The sequence below is a fragment of the Micromonospora taraxaci genome (assembly GCF_007830095.1).
Taxonomy (GTDB): Bacteria; Actinomycetota; Actinomycetes; order Mycobacteriales; family Micromonosporaceae; genus Micromonospora; species Micromonospora taraxaci.
In genome coordinates this window covers 5,175,981-5,195,731 of sequence record NZ_VIWZ01000001.1, presented here as the reverse complement: position 1 = coordinate 5,195,731, position 19,751 = coordinate 5,175,981, and the positions used below count along the sequence as shown (strand labels likewise).

Genomic DNA, 19,751 nt, shown 5'->3' with positions numbered 1-19,751 from the left:
GCAGCCCGCCGCCCGCGCGGGGGAGCGCGGGAGTCGTTTGCCATTTATGCTCCGCCCGGAGCTGCACCATGACGGGGGTCAGGAATGATCAATGCGGTCTTCTTCGATGTCGGTGGAACGATTTTGGACGAATCCCGCGAGTTCGCGGCATGGGCGGACTGGCTCGGCGTTCCCCGGCACACGTTCTCGGCGGTCTTCGGTGCGGTGATCGCCCGAGGGCTGGACTACCAGGAGACGTTCCGAACCTTCCGCCCCGACTTCGATCTCGCGGCCGAGCTCGATCGTCGGGCGACCGCCGGTCAGCCGGAGACGTTCGGCGCGGAAGACCTCTATCCGGACGCGCGAGGGTGCCTGACCGCATTGCGGGACCAGGGTCTGTTGGTGGGCCTGGCCGGTAACCAGCCGGCCCACGCCGAGGCGACCCTGCGCGCTCTCGATCTCTCCGTGGACGTGATCGGCACGTCGCACGGTTGGGGTGTGGCGAAGCCGTCGGCCGCATTCTTCGAGCGAGTCCTCGCCGAGGGTGGCGGCGACGCGTCGTCGATCCTGTACGTCGGCGACCGGCCCGACAACGACGCACGTCCGGCCCTGGCGGCCGGGATGAAGGCCTGCCTGATCCGGCGCTCCCCGTGGGGACACATCCTGGACGTCCCGGCCGTGGCTGAGCAGTGCCTGTTCCGCATCGACTCGCTCGACGACCTGCCGGGTCTGGTCGCCGAGCACAACGCGGCACGCGTCTAGGGCCTGTTTCATAAGGACTGGCCGGCCTGCGCGGGCCCGGACGACGCCCGGCGGCGTTGCGGTTTCGTCCGGATACAACACCGGTATCCGGACGAAACCGCGCCTTGCCGGATCGCCGCCCGGACTCCGCCTCGGCTCGACCGCCCTTATGAAACAGGCCCTGGGGCGGGGCCCTGGGTGGCCGCCCCGGGGGAAGGGCGGCCACCCAGGAAGACGTCAGCTCAGCGAGCAGGCCGCCCCGTTGACGGTCACCAGGCCGGGGCTCGGGTTGGCGCCCCCGGTGGTCGTCGCGTTGAAGCCGAACATCACTGAGCCGCCCGGCGCGATCTTGGCGTTGTGCGACTCGTTGCGCGCGGTCACCGTCGCGCCGGACTGGGTGACCTTCGCCAGCCACGCCTCGCGTACGCGCTGGTCGCCGGTGAACGCGAACCGCACGTTCCACCCGTTGACGGCCGTGGCGCCGGTGTTGCGGACGGTCAACTGGGCGGTGAACCCGGTGCCGCCGTGCCAGGCGCCGTAGTTGGTGTAGGCCACCGAGCAGGTGGTGGCCGGCACCGCGCCGGAGTCACCCTGGTCGGCCAGGAACGAGGCGATCCAGGTCAGCGCCGAGTTCCAGTTGATCGCGACCTCGTTCGTCGAGTACGAGTTGATGTCGTCGACGTAGCAGAACATCGGCTTGCAGCCGGCCAGCAACTGCGCCACGAACGGGTCCTGGAGGGCCGCGTTCGGGCCACCGGCGATCGAGCCGGCCGGCGGCCGGGGCATGCTCGGGTTGAGCTGGTGGCCGAAGATGCGACTGTGCTGGTTCTGCGCGGCGTGCTCGCCCCAACCGGTGACGTAGGAGATGTTCAGCGCGTTGCGACCCAGGATGTAGTCCATCGCCTGCACGGCGCCGTCGCGGTAGACGGGGTTGCGGGTCAGATCGAACGCGGTGGCCAGCACGACGGCGTTGTTGATGACGTTGCTGTTGCCGCCCCAGAAGTAGCTGTTCGCGTCACCAGGCATCGGCAGCCCGTACGCCTGCCGGCGCAGCTCGGTGAGGTACGTGTCGGCGGCGGCGGTGACCGACGCGCGGACCCGGGCCAGGTCGGCGGCGGGCAGCCCGTTCGGCACGGTGGCCAGGTCGAGGCGGCCCAGTGCGGCGACGCTCTGCCAGCCGAAGCCGCGAGCGTCGAACACGTTGCCGGTGTGGTGCGGCGACGCGGTCAGGTCGGTCAGGTAGGTCTGCGCCCCGGTGGTCAGGTACAGCTCGGCCGCCGCCCAGTAGAACTCGTCGGTGACATTGCTGTCGTCGTACGCGCCGCCGCCGGTGCCGTCGGTCGGGCTGGCGTACACCGCCGGGTTGGCCTTGGCCGCGCTGTAGGCGGTCTTCGCCGCTGTGGCGCAACGGTTCGCGAACGCCGCGTCGTAGGGGGCGAACAGGCGCGCGCACTGGGCGGCGGTGGCGGCCATGTTGAGGGTGGCCGCTGTCGACGGCGGGTGCAGCTCGCGCGGCTGCGGGTCGTCCTGCGGGGCGAGTGGCAGTCCGGTCCAGTTCTGGTCGTGGATCTTGTGGTGGACCATTCCGGCGAGCGGCTTGCCGGCCGGCACCTGCATGCGCAGCAGGAACTCCAGCTCCCAGCGGGCCTCGTCGAGGATGTCCGGTACGCCGTTGCCGCGCTCGGGCACCCGCAGGGTGCTGTCGCCCAGCGCCGCGCCGCCGTCGGCGGTGGCCGCCGTCTTGGTCCGCTCGAAGGTGCTCAGCAGCTGGTAGGTGGCGATGCCGCCGTTGACCACGTACTTGCCGTGGTCGCCGGCGTCGTACCAGCCGCCGCGCACGTCCAGCGAGTAGTCGCAGACGCCCGGCTGGCAGGGCACGCTCGTGTCACCCCGGTTGGGTGCCACGCCGAGGTGACCGGCGGGGCGCGCGTACTCGTCGCCGATCAGGTCACCGTCGATGGCGATGCCGCTGCGCTGGGCGTAGAAGAACTGCAACGAGTCGGAACGCAGTTGGTCGTAGAGCGTGCCGGAGATGTCGAACGGGTGACTGGTCTCGCCGTCCACGGTGAGCGTCAGCCCGCTGGCCGGGGTGCGGTAGCTGGAGAAGTCGACGCTGTGCACGTTCTGCCCGGAGGCGGCGTCGACACCGCGCGCGGTGGTGGTGCCGCTGGCCACGACGGCGCCGGCGGCGGAGCGCAGCTGCCAGGGCAGCGCCGTGGTGGCCTCGGTGACGACAGTGGCGTTCTTCGGGCCGCCGGGCAGGTAGCCGACCTGGTTGACGCGGACCCGTGGCCCGGTGTCCGGCACGTACGGCTCGGGCGGCTCGCCGCCGCGCAGCGAGACGTCGTCCAGGCAGATGGTCTGCGCCTGGGCGGCGCCACCGACCTGGAAGATCAGTTGGGCGTTGGGGTTGTCGTCCGGCACGGTGAAGGTCTGCTCGACCCGCTGGAGGGTGCCGGTCGCGGCGGCGTCCACGGCCGCGTACGTGGTGTAGGGGGCGCTGCCGAGTTGCAGCACTGCCTTGACTGCGGCGCCGGGCGTGGCGGAGACGGAGAAGCCGAGGGTGTATTCGGCGCCGGCGATCAGTGGCACGCCGTCCTGGCCGATGCCGGCGTCCCACGGGTTGGCCAGGCCGCCTGCGACGGTCGTGCAGAGCCGCCCGTCGGTGACCGCGAGCGCGCCGGTGCCGAAGGAGAACCAGGGGCTCACCCCTTCGCTGAAGTCGCCGTTGTCGATCTGCTCGGGGGCGTCCGGTGGTGGGTCGGCGTGGGCCGCGCCGGCGCCCACGCCGGTGAGGGCCAGAGTGGTCGCCGCTGCCAACAGGAGGCGGCGTCGGGATGACGTCACGGGGAGTCCTTCCGGGACGGAAACGGGACGGTGGTGGCGACAAGAAGCTGGGAGCGCTCCCAGTATCGGCTCGATGTTTCCAGCGTCGGTAGACGATGTCAATTGATCTGGTTGGATGGGTTGTGGCATCCGACAAGGGCGGTCGCGCGCGGCGGTGCACCGACACGCCGCGTCACCAAGACGTGAGATTGGCCGCGCCACGCCCCGTCGTCCTGATCTCCTAGAGACAACTGCGCCCTTCGCCTGGCAGGCTGCCTCCCATGACCCTGAAGCTGCGTTCCGTGGGAACGAGCGACCGTGGGCTGATCCGCAGCGGAAACCAGGACGCCCTGCACGCCGGCACCTGGCTCGTCGCCGTCGCCGACGGCATGGGCGGAATGGCCGCCGGCGACCTGGCCAGCGCCCTCACCATCGACGCCGTCGCCCCACTGGACGTGGAGACACCCGAGGACGCCCTGGTCGCCGCGCTCGAAGGTGCCATCGCCCTGGCCACCTCCCGCATCCGGCAGGCGGTCGCCGAGGACCCCGAGCGTCAGGGCATGGGCACCACACTGACCGCCCTGCTCTTCGCCCGTACCGGCAGCTGCCTGGCCCTCGCACACGTCGGTGACTCCCGGGCCTACCTCTTCCGCGAGGGCGTGCTCAAGCAGGTCACCCGGGACGACACGTTCGTCCAGATGCTGGTCGACCAGGGCGTGATCACCCCGGACCAGGCCAGCAGCCACCCGCGACGCGCCGTGGTCACCCAGGCGTTGCAGGGCGACGAGGTCTCCCCGTCGTACGCGACGATGGTGCCCCGGGCCGGCGACCGGTGGTTGCTGTGCAGCGACGGCCTCTCCAACGTCGTCCGTCCGGACACCCTCACCGAGGTGCTCAGCGGTTACCCGGACCGGTCGGAGTGCGTCGGCAAGCTCATCGACCTGGCACTGCACGCCGGCGCACCGGACAACGTCACGGTGGCGGTGGCCGACGTGTCGGAGGAGTAGGGGCCGCGATCAGCGCCGGCGCGGGGTCGCGTGCCGGGTGGGCGTCGCCGTGCCCGGGTCCTCCGGCCACGGGTGCCGTGGATAACGCCCGCGCAACTCGGAACGGACCTGCGGGTAGCCGGTGCGCCAGAACGAGGCCAGATCGGCGGTGACCGCCACCGGACGGCCGGCGGGGGAGAGCAGGTGCAGCAGCACCGGTACCCGCCCGTCGCCGACGCGTGGCGCCACCGACCAGCCGAACGTCTCCTGGAGTTTCACAGCGAGCACCGGCGCGGCCGGGTCGGTGTAATCCACCCGGATCCGTGAACCGCTCGGCACCTCGATCCGCTCCGGGGCCACCTCGTCCAGCCGGGCGGCCTGCGCCCAGGGCAGCAGCCGGCGCAGCGCCGAGGTCACGTCCGCCCGCGCCAGGTCGGCGCGTCGCCGGGCTGCCGCCAACTCCGGCCCCAACCAGGTGGGTGCCGCGTCGAGCAACGCCGCGTCGCCGACGTCCGGCCACGGGTCGCCCAGATGGTGCCGGAGGAACGCCAGCCGCTCGCGCAGCACCCGCGCCGCCGGCGTCCAGGTCAGCAGCCCCAGACCTTCCTGGCGTAGGCCGGTCAGCAACGCCGCGGCCACCTCGGCCCGGTCCGGCCGCTCCAACCGCCGCTGGACCAGCTCGATCGCGCCCAGGCGAGTCACCTCCCGCGCCACCACGTCCCCGTCGGACCAGCCCACCTCCCGATCGGTGCGCAGCAGCGAGCCGGCCGCCTCCCGGGCCGTCGCCTCGTCCACCGGCGAGGCCCGGCGGATTCGCGCCGCCGACGCGCCGGGCGTGCGGTCCGCGACGGCCACCGCCAGCCAGTCGGCACCGGCCAGCCCCGAGCCGGCCGACAGGTCCGCGGCGGTCCCGCCGGTCATCAGGTACGCCGATCCGCCCGGCCGTCGCACCCGGGCCAACCGTTCCGGGTACGCCAGACCGACGAGCAGCCCGGCGGCGAGATCGTCGCTCAGCGCGCTGGCCCGTCCCACCGAGGTGGCCGTTGCGCCGTGCCGCCCGTCGGCCCGGCCCGCGGCACCGGCCTCGGATCGGCTGTCGGCCGCTCGGCCCTCGGTGGGCAGCGCGGCGCGCAGCCGTCGTACCTCGGTGCGCCAGCGGGCTGTCGCGCCCGCGTCGACACCGGCGCGCAGCCGACGCCAGCCGGCCACCAGGTCGTCGCCAGGGCCGGCCGTGCTCTCCTCGGCGAGCAGGGCGACCACTTCGGCCGCCCGGTCGGCGCCGACCCGACCGGCACCGTCGAGTAGTGCCCGGGCCAATCGGGGATGCGCTCCGGCGGCGGCGATCGCGCGTCCCCGCGCGGTGATCCGGCCGTCGACGTCGACCGCGCCCAGGGTGTGCAGCGTGTCCCGGGCCACCGTCATCGCGGCGGCCGGTGGGGCGTCGGGCAGGGCGAGCCCGACGCCGTCGGGTCGACCCCAGGCGGCCAGCTCCAACGCGAAGCCGGTCAGGTCGGCGGTGGCGATCTCCGGTTCGGGCCGCGCCGGCAGTCGCTCGTGGGTCGCTGCGGACCAGCACCGGTAGACGTACCCGGGAGCCTCCCGGCCGGCCCGGCCCGCGCGTTGGGTGGCGGCGGCACGGGAGACCGGCACGGTGACCAGTGCGCCCAGCCCGCGGGCCAGGTCGATCCGGGGTACCCGGGACAACCCCGCGTCCACGACGACCCGCACGCCCGGAACGGTCAGGCTGGTCTCGGCCAGCGCGGTGGCCAGCACGACCCGACGTCGATCGGCGGGACGCAGCGCGGCGTCCTGCTCGGTGCCGCGCTGCCGTCCGTGCAACGGCAGCAGCGCGACGGCGTCCCGCAGGTCGGTCAGCCGACCGGTGACCGCGGCGATCTCCCCGGCCCCGGGCAGGAAGACCAGCACGTCGCCGTCGCGCTCGCGCAGCGCGCGCCGGACGGTGGCGGCCACGTGGTCGAGCAGGGCCCGGTCCACGGGGCCGGCCCCGGGTGGAGCGATCGGGCGCGCCGGCGGCGCCCAGATCCGCGTCACCGGGTGCAGCGCCGAGTCGGCCCGTACGACCGGGGCCGGGGTGGACCCACCGAGGAGCGCGGCGAACCGGTCGGTGTCCGGGGTGGCGGACATCGCCAGCAACCACAGGTCCGGCCGGAGGGTGGCCCGGGCCTCCACGGCGAAGGCCAGCGCGAGGTCGGCGTCGAGTTGTCGTTCGTGACACTCGTCCAGCAGCACTGCCCCCGTGCCGGGCAGCTCCGGGTCGTGGTGCAGCCGCCGCAGCAGGAGGCCGGTGGTGACAACCTCCACCTGGGTGTCCGGCCCGACCCGGCGTTCGCCGCGGACCGCGTAGCCGACGCGTTCGCCCACCCGCTCGCCGAGCAACTCGGCCATCCGTCGGGCGGCGGCGCGGGCCGCCACCCGCCGGGGCTGGGCGATCACCACCCGGCCGGTGACCTGGTCGGCAACGGCCAGCGGCGCGAGGGTGGTCTTGCCGGTCCCCGGCGGAGCCACCAGCACGCCGGTGCCGGCCGCGTCGAGGGCCGCGACCAGTGCCGGCAGCACGGGGCGTACCGGCAGGTCCACTGTCACATCGGAGAGCACGGCCCAGTCTCGCACCGGCGCGTACGCCTCAGCGGCGATGGACCTCGCCCACGCCGGACACGAAGGCCCGCCAGGCGGTCGGGCCGAAGGCGAGCACCGGGCCGGAACGGTCCTTGCTGTCGCGTACGGCGATCTGACCGTCGGCTGTCGCGACCTCCACGCAGTTGCCGTTGCCACTGCTGCGCGTGCTGGTGCGCCAGGCCGCTCGGGTCAGGTCGTGCGCCGTCATCCGGGGTACCTCTCGTCTGCGTCGGCGTGCCGCCGAAGCGGTCACGCAAAGTTACGAGAAGCATGCTCAAGACGGGTCAAGGACGCCGTCGGATCGAGCGCCATCCGGCACAGCTCCTCGTGCAGAAGGCTATACCCGAGCACCTGGTCGGCTTCCTCCAGAGCCAGCCCCATCGTGAGGTTATCCAGGTAAACCACGGACGCGTCGGCGGCGTCGGCGAAGTTGAGGATCACGTACGGGGTACTCATCGCGGGATGGCCGCCGGCCGCGAAGGGCAGTACCTGAATTGTCACGTTGGGTAACTGTGCGATCCGGCTCATGTGGACCAGCTGTTCGGCCATCACCGCGGTGCCGCCGACCGGTCGCAGCAGCACCGCCTCGTTGAGCACCACCGAGAGTTGGACCGGGTTCTCCCGGCGCAGCACCTCCTGCCGGTGCAGCCGGGCCGCCACCTTGCGCTCCAGGCCGTCCTCGCCGGCGGTACGCCGGTAGATCTCCCGGGCGTACGCCTCGGTCTGCAGCAGCCCCGGCACCGACTCGGCCTCGTACGTGCGCAACGCCGCCGCCTCAGCCTCCAGCCCCACGTAGAACTCGAACCACTCGGGCAGCACGTCGCTGTACTTCTGCCACCAGCCGCGTTGCTGCGCCCCTCGGGCGATCTCGATCAGGGCCTCCGCGTCCGAACCGGTCACCTCGTACAGCGCGAGGGCGGCTCGCACGTCGCGCGGTTTGATGCCGATCTGCGCGGTCTCGATCCGGGAGAGGTTGCTCTTCGACATGTCGAGCTGGCGGGCGGCCACGTCGAGTGTCATGCCCGCGCGTTCCCGGAGCTGACGAAGCTCCCGGGCGATGCGTCGGCGGCGCACGGTCGGGCTGGCGGCGGGTCGGTTGGTCGGGGTGGCGGTCACTGTCCGAGTCTGACAGACCAAGATCCGCAGGTCGCGCCAGCACGGAGTGCAATTGTCAAATCTGGGAGTTGCATTGCAATAGCTCTGGGTGCATCCTTTCCCGGTCGCGATCACTGTGGACACACCTGCGCGGGAGGGCCGTTGCTCATCGCCGACGAGTTCTTCCTGATCGCACACAACGACAGTCGCGGCAAGGCCAAGCTGCACCCGGCGGCGACCGGGCTCGGGCTGGCCAGCGGGCTGCTCGGCGAGTTGCTCCTCTACGGACACATCACCGTGTCGGCCGGGCAGGTCACCGTCATCGACCGCCGTCCGCCCGCGGACGCGCTGGCGCACACGGTGCTCGACCAGCTGATCGGCGAGCCCCAGCACCAGGAACTGCGTACCTGGCTCAGCTTCCTTGCGCAGACCGCCACGACCTCGGTGGGGGAGCGGCTGGCCCGTGCCGGCGTGCTGCGCCGCCAGGAGAGTCGCCGGTTGCTGCGTACCTCGGTCACCTACCTGCCGATCGACCTCAACGCGGTGGCCTGGCCGGCAACCCGGCTGCGGGCGCTGCTGGACCGGCCCGACCCGCCGAACGTGCCGGACGCGTTGCTGCTCGGCCTCGTCGTGGCCGCAGGGCTGACCCGCGAGGTGCTGTGGAGCGCCGGCCCGCGCGCCCACCACCGGCTGAACGTCCTCATCCCCGCACTGCCGGCGCCTTTGAAGGAACTGGTTGGGCACACCGAGGCCGCCGTCGGCGCCGCAGTGCTGCGCGGCATTCCCTGATTTCCCCGGTAACCCCCTACCCCTCCCCCTCGACGACCGGAGTAGTCGTATGCCCTCGACATCGACAGTCGACCGACCCAGCAACGTCTCCGATGCCCTGGCCCGAGGCCGCCTCGGCATCCCCTCGGTGATCTTCTTCGTCCTCTCCGCAGCCGCGCCGCTGACCGTGGTGGCCGGCGTCGTCACCACCGGCTACGGCGTCATCGGGGTGACCGGCATCCCGCTGGCCTTCCTGCTGATCGCCGCAGTGCTCGCGCTCTTCTCGGTGGGCTACGTCGCGATGTCCCGCCGGGTGGAGAACGCCGGCGCCTTCTACGCGTACATCTCCCGCGGTCTCGGCCGACCGGCGGGCGTGGGCGCCGCGTGGGTCGCGCTGATCGCGTACAACGCGCTCCAGGTCGGGCTGTACGGCACGATCGGCGCGGCGGCACAGCCGGTGCTCGACCGGCTCTTCGGCGGACACCCGCACTGGGCGGTGGTGGCCCTGGTGGCGTGGGCGTTGGTCGGCCTGCTCGGCCTGCTCCGGGTCGACCTCAACGGCCGGGTGCTGGCCGCGCTGCTGGTCGCCGAGATCGTGGTGGTCCTGGTCTTCGACCTGGGGCAGCTCGGCAACCCGGCCGGTGACCAGGTCAGCTTCGCCAGCTTCGCGCCGGACAACCTCTTCGTGCCGGGGGTCGGCGCGGTGCTGGTGCTGGCCATCCTGGGCTTCGTCGGCTTCGAGTCGGCGGTGGTCTTCAGCGAGGAGAGCAAGGACCCGAAGCGGACGGTGCCGCTGGCCACCTACCTCTCGGTGGCGATCATCGCCGGGCTGTACGCGCTGTCGTCCTGGACCATGACGGTCGCCGTGGGGCAGGACCAGATCGTCCCCGAAGCCGGCGCGCAGGGCGTCGAGCTGATCTTCAACCTGGCCGCCACGCAACTCGGCGACACCGTGGTCACCATCGGGCAGGTGCTCTTCCTGACCTCGGTGCTCGCAGCGATGATCTCGTTCCACAACACCACTGCCCGCTACACGTTCGCGCTCGGCCGGGAGCGGGTGCTGCCTGCGGTGTTCGGGCAGACCTCGGCCCGAACCGGAGCGCCCCGGGCCGCCTCGGTGGCGCAGAGCGTCCTCGGACTGGTGGTCATCCTGCTGTACGCGATCAACGGCTGGGACCCGGTGATCCAGCTGTTCTTCTGGGTCGGCACCACCGGCGGCTTCGGCGTCCTGCTGCTGATCGCCACCACCTCGGTGGCGGTGATCGCCTACTTCGCCCGTTCCGACAGCGGCGAGAACCTCTGGCGACGGGTCGTCGCGCCCGGCCTGGCGACCATCGCGCTCTTCGTGATCATCTGGTTGGCGGTGTCGAACTTCGCCAACCTGCTCGGCGTCGCGCCGGACTCCACGCTGCGCTGGGCGCTACCCGCCGCTTATCCGGTGGCCGCCCTGCTGGGCATCGGCTGGGCGCTGCTGCTGCGCGGCAGCCGCCCCGACACGTACGCCCGGATCGGCCTGGGCGCGGCGAGCAGCGCCGCCGTCGTCACGCCGTCGGCGCAGCCCACCGCGGAGGCGACCCGATGAGCGTGGTCATCGAGCGGCTCGGGCCGGAGGAGACCGCTCTCGTGGCGGGTCGGATCGCCGAGGCGTTCACCGTGCTCGAGGTGACGTACTGGCTGGTGCCCGACGCGAGCAAGCGGGAGGCCGTGTTGGCCGGGGACTTCGAGATCCTGGTCGGCCATGCCATGCGGCACGGCATGGTGCACGCCACCGAGGACCGGGCGTCGGTAGCGGTCTGGTTCCCGTCGGTCGGTGAGCCGGCGCCGCCACCTGCGGACTACGACGCCCGACTGGCCGCCGCCTGCGGTGAGTGGACCGACCGGTTCCAGCACCTCGACGAGCTGTTCGCGGCGCACCACCCGCACCCGGACCACCACCACCTGGCCTTCCTGGCGACCCGGCCGGATCGGCAGGGGCAGGGGTTGGGCAGCGCGTTGATGCGGCACCACCACGCCTGGCTGGACGCCAACGGGATGCCCGCGTACCTGGAGGCGAGCAGCCCGCGCAGCCGAGACCTGTACGCGAAGCACGGCTACCTGGCCGGGGAGCCGTTCCGGGTGCCAGGCGGTACGCCGTTCTGGCCGATGTGGCGGGAGCCGGCGGGAAACTGACACCGCCCCACACATGCTGTCACGTGAGCGTGACAGCGTGGACATGAGCGGAGGGCCGGGTCCACGGACCCGGCCCTCCGCTTCGTCACTCGCTCAGTACGTGCCGTCCAGCTGGCCGCGCAGCTTGGTCAGCGCCCGGGTCAGCAGCCGGGAGACGTGCATCTGCGAGACACCGATCTGGTCGGCGATCTGCGACTGGGTCAGGTTGCCGTAGAAGCGCAGCGTGAGGATCTTCTGCTCGCGCTCGTCGAGGGTGGCCAGCGCCGGGCCGAGGGCGACCCGCAGCTCGGCCAGCTCGAACTCGTTGTCCTCGCCGCCGAGCATGTCGCCCAGCTCGGTGGCCCGCTCGCCGTCGCCGGTCGGGGTGGAGAGCGACACCGCGTTGTACGCGCGGGCGCCCTCCAGGCCCTCCAGGACCTCTTCCTCGGTGAGCTTGAGGTGGGCGGCGATGTCGGCGACCGTCGGCGAGCGGCCGAGGGTCTGCAGGAGCGAGCTGTTGGCGTCGGAGATGGCCAGCCGCAGCTCCTGGAGCCGGCGGGGCACGCGGATGTCCCAGGTACGGTCCCGGAAGTGCCGCTTGAGCTCGCCGATGATGGTGGGGATCGCGTAGCCGGCGAAGTCGACACCACGGGAGGGGTCGAACTTGTCGATGGCCTTGATCAGGCCGACCGCGGCGGTCTGGGCCAGGTCGTCGGTCGGCTCGCCGCGCCCGCTGTAGCGGTGGGCCAGGTGGTTGGCCAGCGGCAGCCAGGCCTCGATCGCGCGGTCCCGCAGGGCGGCGCGCGACGGGTGGTTGGCGGGCAGCGCCGCCATGGCGTTGAGCAGGTCGGCGGCGCTGTCGGTGAGAGCGCGCGGGTCAAGCTTTGCGGGTGCCTTCACGGCGGTGCTCTGCTGCTCAGTGATCGTTGGCGCGGTCATGGGTGGTCCTCCCTGCACCTCGTCCGCGGACAAAAAAGGTGTGACTCTTTGGTTTAGCTTTCTATGGGCCGTTCGGGAGTCACCTTAACCTGATCGTCTCGCAGAAATCTAGCCGAAAGGCTGATGTACTTAAGGTGTGTTGAGCAACAAAAGCAGCAAATCCGGCATTATGCGGTCTGGCTGTGAGGATCCTTACCCGTTCTGCGGCTGCGCTTCGCCACCCGGTCATCCGTCCGGCCTGACCGACCGGCCGTCGTCCCGCCCCAACCGGTCAACATGAAATCCGACATCAGGGCAGGAGTGTCGCCTATCCGTCGTTGTCCCGCTGGCGGGACCGGCCGTAGCGTCGCCTGTACACACCCGGTTCGGAGGCACCGTGCTCGATCCAGCCGCTCCCCAGCTCGTCCTGAACAGTCGAACGCTCTACTTCAGTTGGCTGCCGGCGGACCCGGACGCGGTCGCCGCACTGGTTCCGCCGGGGCTGTGCCCCCGCCCCGACCGTCAGGTTTTCCTCAACCAGTACATCGTGGATGACGAGACACAGACCTCCGGCTTCGGCGCGTACTCGCTGACCTACCTCGGGGTCTCACTGGTGGGCGTGGACGCCCCCGGTGGCCTCAACCCGGGGGGCTGGTGGAGCCATTACGTGGCCTCCAGTCGGCGGGTCCGTGAGTACGCCGCCGCCCGTGGCGCCCCGGTGCTCTCCGGGCGGACCAGGATCGAGGTGAGCGGCGAGGACCTGCTCTCCGAGACGGAGATCGACGGGGCCCCGTTGATCCGGGCACGCTGCCGGGTGGGCGAGACCGGTCACGTGATCAGCAGCGGGCACCACCGCTACTTCACCCGTCGTGACGGCCAGCTCCTCAGCTCGGCGTACCCGTTCGTCGCCGAGCCGGTCGCCCCGTTCGAGATCGAGTCGGTGGAGTTCCTCCAACCGGGGCACCCGATGTACGCGCTCCGCCCGGCCAACCCGCTGACCATCGGCTTCGGCTACTACTCGCCGCGTTCCTCGTTCGCCTATCCCGGCGGGTTGACGGTGCACCCGGTCGCCGCGCCGGAGCCGGCCCGACCTGTTCACCAGGTGCCGGCCAGCCTCGCCCGCAGTGGCCTGCCGTCCGGGTCGTAGACCAGCCGGTACACCGGCAACGCCCACGCCCTGGTGAACCACGGCAGCCGCTCGGGGCGGTGCGGGCGCAGCCGTCCGGGCGGCCGTTCGCCCACCTGACCGCCGTCGTACCACCGCTGGAGCGCGTCGGCGGCAGCGGTGACAGCCGCGACGGCGTCCGCCGGGTCGAGCAGGTCGGCGTCGTCCGCGCCGTCCGGATCACGATCCAGGTGCTCGCGCCAGAGCCGTAGCCGCAGGTCCCGGGCGAAGACCCGAGCGCCGTCTCCCTGACCTGCCGGATCGGTGGGCTCCCGCTGGTCGCGGGTCTCATCGAGCACGGCGCAGGACAACTCACTGTCGTGCGTCCAGGACCGGCGGTTGAAGTTGTCGCTGCCCACGCTGGCCCACACGTCGTCGACGACACACACCTTCGCGTGCACGTAGACCGGGTCGCCGGAGCGGTTCTCCACGTCGAACACGTGCACCCGGTCCGGTGCGGCGCGCTCGCACAGCGACAGCGCCTGCTCCCGCCCGACCATGTTCGGTGGCAGCGCCAGCCGGCCGTCCACGTCCGGGTGCCGCGGCACCACGGCGACCAGGTGCAGATCCGGGTTGTCCCGCAGTGCGTGCGCGAACAGGTCCGCGACCTCGGCGGACCAGAGGTACTGGTCCTCCAGGTAGATGAGTCGGCGGGCGCGGCGCACCGCCTTGGTGTAACCCCGGGCCACGGTCCGCTCGCCGTCGGGGGCGAACGAGTAGCGGGGGCGGACGGCGGGGTAGGTGCGCAGCACCTGGATCTGGTGCGGACCGCAGGGCGGTGGATCGGCCGGTTGTTCGGGCAGCGGGTCCGGGCGCAGGTCCGCGCCGCGCAGCCGGTCCCGCAGGTAGGCCATCGGGTTCTCCGAGTCCAGGGGCATCGGGTCGGTCCAGCGTTCCCGGAACAGCGTGTCCAACGCGCCGACCACCGGACCGCGTACCGCGAGCTGGACGTCGTGCCAGGGCGGGGTGGGTCCGTAGCGGGGGGACATCTGTACCGGTTGCGGGTCGCCATGGTGATCGGCGTCGTCGCGGCGGCTGTGGCACAGGTCGATCCCGCCGGCGAACGCGATGTCCCGTTCCGGTGCGTCCGGGTGCCGCAACACCACGAGTTTCTGGTGATGCGACCCGCCGCGCCGGACCCGCTGGTCGAGCAGCACCTCGCCACCGGCTGCCGAGATCGTCTCGCTGAGGTCGCGGTTCTCCGCCTCGCTGTAGGCCAGCACGTCGAGGTGCGAGCGCCAGATCAGCCCTTTGACCACCACGCCGCGCTGCGCGGCCTGGGCGAAGAGTTGGGCCACGGTCGGGCCGTCCGGGCGCAGCCGCTGGTCCGGGTCACCCCGCCAGTCGGTGAAGAACAGGTGGTCACCGGGGCCCAGCGCCTGCACCTCGTCGACCAGTCGGTCGAAGTACGCGGCACCGTGAATCAACGGCTCAGCGAGGTTTCCCGTGGTCCAGACGGGTAACCCAGACACCGGGTTGGCGCGTTCCTCAGCGGTGAGAAACCAGTCCTGCAATGGCACCGTCCAGCCCCCTGGAGGTCGGCTACGTCCTCACGGTAGGACGAGCGACCCCGGTCCGCACGCCGGGCCGACGGACCAGTGACCTGGTCAACGTCATCGAAGAGCGACGCGACGACAGCCGAGGAGGCCACACCATGCCCCGCGACATGACGAATCCCGTGACCGAGGACCGCGAGCCGGCGGTGGAGAGCGAACGGGGTGCGCTGGTAGCGGTGTTGCTGATGGTGATTCTGGGCGTCGCCGGGATATTCGCGGTCTCCTGAGGCGGCGCCGACGCCCCGGCGGTGATGCGGGAGCGTCGGCGTCGATCGCAGTGGCGACCTGCCGTCAGGCGGGTCTGACGACCCTGGCACGGGCCCTCGTCAGGGCCGGGTGCCCTGGCCGCCGGTGTGCGGCAGCCGCTCGCTGGGGATCACGCCGAGACGTCCGGCCTGGAAGTCCTCGAAGGCCTGGATCAGCTCGTCCCGGGTGTTCATCACGAACGGGCCGTACTGTGCCACCGGCTCCCGGATCGGCTGACCTCCCATGATGTAGAGGTCGAGCGCCGGGGTGTTGCTGTCCTGTGCGACGTCGGCGCTGAATCGCAGCGCGTCACCCGGGCCGTGCACCGCGAGCTGGCCGGTACGCACCGGCCGCCGGTCGGTGCCGACCGTGCCGCGCCCGCCGAGCACGTACACCAGGGCGTTGAACTCGGGCTGCCAGGGCAGGTCGACCTGAGCCCCCGGCTGCACGGTGACGTGCGTGATGGTGATCGGGGTGAAGGTCGAACCCGGGCCGCGGTGCCCGGCGATCTCACCGGCGATGACCCGGATCAGCGCGCCACCGTCGGGGGTGGTGAGCAGTGCCGACTCGCCGCCCCGGATGTCCTGGTAGCGGGGCGGGTTCATCTTGGCCGAACGGGGCAGGTTGACCCAGAGCTGGGTGCCGTGGAAGAGGCCGCCACTCATCACCAGGTGCTCCGGCGGCGCCTCGATGTGCAGCAGGCCACTGCCCGCCGTCATCCACTGGGTGTCGCCGTCGGTGATGGTGCCGCCACCGCCGTGCGAGTCCTGGTGGTCGAAGACGCCGTCGATGATGTAGGTGACCGTCTCGAAGCCCCGGTGCGGGTGCCACGGGGTGCCCTTCGGCTCACCCGGCGCGTAGTCGACCTCGCCCATCTGGTCGAGGTGGATGAACGGGTCCAGGTCGGTGGTCGACACCCCGGCGAAGGCGCGACGGACCGGGAAGCCCTCGCCCTCGAAGCCGCTGGGCGCGGTGGTCACCGTGCGGACCGGACGGAAGGTGGTGGACTCCTCCAGCTGGGGCAGGCGGGGGAGGACGAGAACGTTGTCGACGGTGATCGCGGGCATCGAAGGCTCCTAGCTCGTGGCATGGGTGGTCGAACCGGAGCGGGACGCCCGCAGGCGGTCACCGATCCGGCCGAAGACCCGGGTGAGGCAGGCGACCTCGGCATCGTCGAGGTCGTCCATCAGGTGGGTGCGCACCGACGCCAGGTGGTGCGGTGCGGCGTCCCGAAGTGCGAGCAGCCCGGCGGCGGTGAGGACCGCCTCGCTGCCGCGTCGGTCGTCCGGGCAGGGCTCCTTGCTGACCATGCCGCGGCGCTGCATCGAGGAGATCTGGTAGGTCAGTCGGCTCGGCGAGAAGATGAGTCGACTGGCCAGCTCACCCATCCGCAGTCGCTGCCCCGGTGCCTCGGAGAGCAGGACCAGCACGTGATAGTCGGCGAAGCTGAGATTGCTCTCGGCGCGCAGGTCTTCTTCCAGCTGGGTGTAGAGACGCTGGCTGGCCTCGATGTAGGCCCGCCAGGCGGCCTCTCGGGTGCTGTCCAGGCTCTCGGTCATGCGGTTGACGATAGCACTCGTTAAAAATTTAACTAGTGCTCCTGCGCGTTGCCTGGATCACCTTTTCGGCATGCGGCACCCGCCTCGTGCAGCTTTGAAAGAAGTGGCCGACAATTCGGCGGCGCGGCTGGTGCGCGATGTGTCAGACTCCGGCCTCGTGGAACACGTACAACTCACCGCCGAAGACCTGCTGCTTCGTCCCTGGCGGGACGAGGACGCCCCAGCGGTGCGCGAGGCCCTGCGCGACCCGGCGATCGCCCAGTGGAACCCGCAGGGCGGCGGCCCGATCGACGACGAGATCGCGTTGTCCTGGGTGCGCCGCCGCGCCGACTGGTCCGCCGGGGACCACGCCTCGATGGCGGTGACCTCGGCGGTCGACGGCGGCCTGCTCGGCTCGGTGTCGCTGCACCGCATCCACGACGGCGACGCGTCCATCGGCTACTGGACGGTGCCCGCCGCCCGAGGGCGTCAGGTGGCGGGCCGCGCCGTCCTCCGGCTCACCGACTGGGCGTTCGTCGACCTCGGGCTGCACCGCGTGGAGTTGTGTCACGCGGTGGCCAACCCGGCCTCCTGTCGGGTGGCCGACCGGGCCGGCTACCGGGCTGAGGGCACGCTGCGCGAGTCGTACCGGTACGGCGACGGCCGCCGCTACGACGAGCACCTGCACGCCCGCCTGGCCACCGACCGCTAGCCGGAGGCGGGCGGGAACCGTTCACGCTTCGGCCCTCGGCCGCCCCGCTCGCCTCGACCCGTCAGTCGGTGACCTTGGAGAGGAATGTCGCGAGGGCGCTCCGCACGCGGTCGATCCTCTCCGGCAGGGGCAGAGGCTCGGGCGCGGGGGGCCCGGCGTGCTTCTTGCCCCGCAGGTAGAGCGAGCAGGCCAGGTCGGAGCACAGGTACGTGCCGACGGAATCACCCTGCCGCCCGCTCGGGCCGGCTTTGGGGGCGGTCATCAACGAGACGCCTCCGCCCAGGTGGGTGGTCAAGCAGAACGAGCACATGCTGTGCCGCACGCGCCCCGTCTGGTGCGTGGCAGCCCGCAGCACCACCCCGGCCAGCCCGCCGTCGGTCTCGGCCACCAGGTAGGCCCGCTGTGGTGCGGACGGGTCCCGCCAGCCGAGAAAGTCGAGGTCGTCCCACGGACGCAATTCAAGATCATTGGGTACGGCCAGCCGCTTCGCCTCGCCCCGACTGCAATTGACGAAGGATGAGCGGATGACGGATTCGGTCAGGGCCAACATAGGCAGTAGCCTAGCCACCCTAGGCAAGTGATTATTAGGGGTAGGTTGGGAGTGTGTTGGATGGCACGTGCCGGGGTTACCGCCGAGCGCCTGACGCTGGCCGCGGCCGCGCTGGCCGACGAGGTGGGCGTGGAGAACGTGACAGTCGCCGCCCTCGCGCGCCACTTCGGGGTCAAGGACGCGAGCCTGTACTTCCACATCAAGAACGCGCGGGACCTGCGCGTCCGGATCGCTCTGCTGGCCCTGGCGGAACTCGCCGACCGGGTCGCCACCGCCCTCGCCGGTCGGGCCGGCAAGGACGCGCTGGTGGCCTTCGCCAACGCGTACCGGGACTACGCGAGGCAACACCCGGGCCGCTACGCCGCGATGCAGATCGACCTCGACCCGGAGACCGCCATGGCGAGCGCCGGCGTTCGGCACGCGGAGATGACCCGGGCCATCCTGCGCGGCTACCGCCTCGCCGAGCCCGACCAGACCGACGCGGTGCGGATGATGCACAGCACGTTCCACGGGTTCGTGAGCCTGGAGAAGACCGGCAGTTTCCGGCACACCCCCCGTACGACCGACGACTCGTGGGCCCGCACGTTGGATGCCCTCGACGCCGTCCTGAGCAACTGGCCGTCCCGGTGAGCGGCCCCGCCGTCACGACATAGGCTCGACGGCGTGGATCATCTTGAGCTGGCCGACTGGCGGGAGCGGGTGGCCCGTCTGTACCTGTCCGACGTCGACCTGACCGGGTTCCGGGCGCAGCGCGACGAGCTGTTCGCCACCCACCCGCAGAGTCCGATCCCGCCGGCGGAGCGATCCGACTTCACTGGGGTTCGTTACTTCCCCGCCAACCCGGACGCCGTGGTGGAGGCGCCGCTGCGACCGGCCAGCGGCGAGCTGCGGATCGACACCGGCGGCCCGGACGGGGTGGTCGCGTACCGGCGGGTGGCGGTGGCCGAGACGCCGTGGGGACCACTGACCCTGTGGTGGATCGAGGCGTACGGGGGTGGACTGTTCGTTCCGGTGCGCGACGGCACCTGCGGGCAGGACACCTACGGGGGTGGGCGGTACCTCACCGACACCGTGAAGGGCACCTTCGGCCGGGGCGTCGAGCTGCTGCCCGGCGACCGGGTCCGGCTGGACGGCAACTATCTCTACAACCCGAGCTGCGCCTATGACGACCGCTGGGCCTGCCCACTCGCACCGCCGGAGAACCGGGTCGCTGTCGACATCCGCGCCGGCGAGCTGGCGTACCACGACTGAACGGCCGCCCGCCCCGAGCGCTGCCGGGACGGGCGGTCGTCAGGTCGTGGCTCAGCGGGCGTTCGCGCCCGGCACCTGCATCCGGGCCAACAGCTGACGTGCCTGGTCGGCGAGCTGCGCGTCGACGATCACCGCGTACTGGCCGGCGCGCAGTGAGCTGGCCGAGGTGAAGTCGCGCTGTCCGCCGGTCATGGCGTGGGCGACCGCGCCGAACACGGCACCCCAGATCGCACCGATGACCAGTCCGACCAGGATCACCGCCAGCCAGTTGCCGACGGTGAAGATGCCGAACAGCAGACCGATGAAGAGCCCGAACCAGGCGCCGGTGCCCGCACCGAGCAGGCCGGCGCGACCGGTGGTCATCCGCCCGAGCACCGTCTCCACAAGTTTGAGGTTCGTGCCGACGATGGCGCTGTGTTCCACCGGGAAACGGTTGTCGGCCAGGTAGTCGACGACCCGCTGCGCAGCCGGATAGTCCGGGTACGAGCCGATCGTCACGGTCGGCGGACCGGCCTCCGGCCCGTGGCCGTCACCGGCCGGCGTCGACGGCCGGCCGGCCGGCCCGGACGGAAGCAGGTCGCCACCCTGTGTGCCGGGCCGCCACGCGGCGGTCGGCCCCGAAGCTGACGTCATGA

Annotated in this window: 20 protein-coding genes; 10 read left to right on the top strand and 10 right to left on the bottom strand. The window is 71.6% G+C overall.

The features are described from left to right. Nucleotides 1–84 precede the first annotated feature (84 nt). A complete protein-coding gene (locus FHU34_RS23510; protein ID WP_145784082.1) occupies nucleotides 85–741 on the top strand; it encodes an HAD family hydrolase in 657 nt (218 codons plus the stop codon). Between the two features lie 216 nt (nucleotides 742–957). Here the strand turns inward: FHU34_RS23510 and FHU34_RS23505 are convergent, their stop codons facing one another. Continuing rightward, the gene (locus FHU34_RS23505) at nucleotides 958–3,567 is read right to left on the bottom strand and encodes a glycoside hydrolase family 9 protein (RefSeq protein ID WP_145784080.1); all 2,610 of its coding nucleotides are present in this window, start codon (nucleotides 3,565–3,567) and stop codon (nucleotides 958–960) included. 260 nt (nucleotides 3,568–3,827) lie between these two features. Between FHU34_RS23505 and FHU34_RS23500 the strand changes: the two genes are divergently transcribed. Continuing rightward, the gene (locus FHU34_RS23500; RefSeq protein WP_145784078.1) at nucleotides 3,828–4,553 is read left to right on the top strand and encodes a PP2C family protein-serine/threonine phosphatase; all 726 of its coding nucleotides are present in this window, start codon (nucleotides 3,828–3,830) and stop codon (nucleotides 4,551–4,553) included. 9 nt (nucleotides 4,554–4,562) lie between these two features. On the opposite strand, the gene hrpB is transcribed toward FHU34_RS23500, so the two are convergent. The 3 genes from hrpB to FHU34_RS23485 are packed head-to-tail and all read right to left on the bottom strand — an operon-like array spanning nucleotide 4,563 to nucleotide 8,243. Continuing rightward, a complete protein-coding gene (hrpB, locus tag FHU34_RS23495) occupies nucleotides 4,563–7,148 on the bottom strand; it encodes an ATP-dependent helicase HrpB (protein ID WP_145785768.1) in 2,586 nt (861 codons plus the stop codon). Nucleotides 7,149–7,176: 28 nt separating this feature from the next. Then, the gene (locus FHU34_RS23490) at nucleotides 7,177–7,377 is read right to left on the bottom strand and encodes a DUF397 domain-containing protein (RefSeq protein WP_145784076.1); all 201 of its coding nucleotides are present in this window, start codon (nucleotides 7,375–7,377) and stop codon (nucleotides 7,177–7,179) included. Nucleotides 7,378–7,418: 41 nt separating this feature from the next. Next, entirely contained in the window at nucleotides 7,419–8,243 is an 825-nt protein-coding gene (locus tag FHU34_RS23485) for a helix-turn-helix domain-containing protein (protein WP_280116518.1), read from the bottom strand. A gap of 183 nt (nucleotides 8,244–8,426) precedes the next feature. Here FHU34_RS23485 and FHU34_RS23480 point away from each other — a divergent pair, with 183 nt between their 5' ends. The 3 genes from FHU34_RS23480 to FHU34_RS23470 are packed head-to-tail and all read left to right on the top strand — an operon-like array spanning nucleotide 8,427 to nucleotide 11,201. Then, entirely contained in the window at nucleotides 8,427–9,053 is a 627-nt protein-coding gene (locus FHU34_RS23480) for a GOLPH3/VPS74 family protein (protein WP_145784072.1), read from the top strand. A gap of 49 nt (nucleotides 9,054–9,102) precedes the next feature. After that, on the top strand, nucleotides 9,103–10,614 hold the full coding sequence (locus FHU34_RS23475) for an APC family permease (RefSeq protein ID WP_145784070.1): 1,512 nt from the start codon (nucleotides 9,103–9,105) through the stop codon (nucleotides 10,612–10,614). Then, complete coding sequence (locus tag FHU34_RS23470; protein WP_145784067.1) at nucleotides 10,611–11,201, top strand: GNAT family N-acetyltransferase; 591 nt, start codon at nucleotides 10,611–10,613, stop codon at nucleotides 11,199–11,201. Before FHU34_RS23475 ends, FHU34_RS23470 begins: the two co-directional genes overlap by 4 nt. A 93-nt stretch (nucleotides 11,202–11,294) precedes the next feature. Here the strand turns inward: FHU34_RS23470 and FHU34_RS23465 are convergent, their stop codons facing one another. Beyond that, nucleotides 11,295–12,119: a SigB/SigF/SigG family RNA polymerase sigma factor gene (locus tag FHU34_RS23465; protein ID WP_145784061.1), complete on the bottom strand. Its 825-nt coding sequence runs from the start codon at nucleotides 12,117–12,119 to the stop codon at nucleotides 11,295–11,297. Between the two features lie 376 nt (nucleotides 12,120–12,495). Between FHU34_RS23465 and FHU34_RS23460 the strand changes: the two genes are divergently transcribed. Then, nucleotides 12,496–13,245 carry a hypothetical protein gene (locus FHU34_RS23460; protein WP_145784059.1) on the top strand — a complete coding sequence of 250 codons (750 nt, stop codon included), beginning with the start codon at nucleotides 12,496–12,498 and terminating at the stop codon, nucleotides 13,243–13,245. Here FHU34_RS23460 and FHU34_RS23455 read toward each other — a convergent pair. After that, on the bottom strand, nucleotides 13,194–14,783 hold the full coding sequence (locus FHU34_RS23455) for a phospholipase D family protein (RefSeq protein WP_145784057.1): 1,590 nt from the start codon (nucleotides 14,781–14,783) through the stop codon (nucleotides 13,194–13,196). The genes FHU34_RS23460 and FHU34_RS23455 overlap by 52 nt on opposite strands. On the opposite strand from FHU34_RS23455, the gene FHU34_RS23450 reads away from it, so the two are divergent. Then, nucleotides 14,777–15,046, top strand: coding sequence for a hypothetical protein (locus FHU34_RS23450; protein WP_145784055.1), 270 nt, complete (start codon nucleotides 14,777–14,779; stop codon nucleotides 15,044–15,046). The two genes, FHU34_RS23455 and FHU34_RS23450, sit on opposite strands and share 7 nt — an antisense overlap. A gap of 99 nt (nucleotides 15,047–15,145) precedes the next feature. On the opposite strand, the gene FHU34_RS23445 is transcribed toward FHU34_RS23450, so the two are convergent. Together FHU34_RS23445 and FHU34_RS23440 are read right to left on the bottom strand one after the other, a co-directional pair. After that, complete coding sequence (locus FHU34_RS23445) at nucleotides 15,146–16,132, bottom strand: pirin family protein (protein WP_145784053.1); 987 nt, start codon at nucleotides 16,130–16,132, stop codon at nucleotides 15,146–15,148. A gap of 9 nt (nucleotides 16,133–16,141) precedes the next feature. Next, a complete protein-coding gene (locus tag FHU34_RS23440) occupies nucleotides 16,142–16,624 on the bottom strand; it encodes a MarR family winged helix-turn-helix transcriptional regulator (protein ID WP_145784050.1) in 483 nt (160 codons plus the stop codon). A gap of 157 nt (nucleotides 16,625–16,781) precedes the next feature. On the opposite strand from FHU34_RS23440, the gene FHU34_RS23435 reads away from it, so the two are divergent. Beyond that, nucleotides 16,782–17,315, top strand: coding sequence for a GNAT family N-acetyltransferase (locus FHU34_RS23435; protein ID WP_145784048.1), 534 nt, complete (start codon nucleotides 16,782–16,784; stop codon nucleotides 17,313–17,315). 61 nt (nucleotides 17,316–17,376) lie between these two features. Here the strand turns inward: FHU34_RS23435 and FHU34_RS23430 are convergent, their stop codons facing one another. Then, nucleotides 17,377–17,865 (bottom strand): FBP domain-containing protein, encoded by a 489-nt coding sequence (locus FHU34_RS23430; protein ID WP_145784046.1) that lies wholly within the window; start codon nucleotides 17,863–17,865, stop codon nucleotides 17,377–17,379. Between the two features lie 60 nt (nucleotides 17,866–17,925). Here FHU34_RS23430 and FHU34_RS23425 point away from each other — a divergent pair, with 60 nt between their 5' ends. Continuing rightward, nucleotides 17,926–18,495, top strand: a complete 570-nt coding sequence (locus FHU34_RS23425) for a TetR/AcrR family transcriptional regulator (RefSeq protein ID WP_145784043.1) — start codon at nucleotides 17,926–17,928, stop codon at nucleotides 18,493–18,495. A 33-nt stretch (nucleotides 18,496–18,528) separates the two neighbouring features. Then, nucleotides 18,529–19,116 (top strand): DUF1684 domain-containing protein, encoded by a 588-nt coding sequence (locus tag FHU34_RS23420; RefSeq protein WP_145784041.1) that lies wholly within the window; start codon nucleotides 18,529–18,531, stop codon nucleotides 19,114–19,116. A 51-nt stretch (nucleotides 19,117–19,167) separates the two neighbouring features. Here FHU34_RS23420 and FHU34_RS23415 read toward each other — a convergent pair whose 3' ends face one another. Continuing rightward, complete coding sequence (locus FHU34_RS23415) at nucleotides 19,168–19,749, bottom strand: general stress protein (RefSeq protein WP_145784039.1); 582 nt, start codon at nucleotides 19,747–19,749, stop codon at nucleotides 19,168–19,170. Between the last annotated feature and the right edge of the window lie 2 nt (nucleotides 19,750–19,751).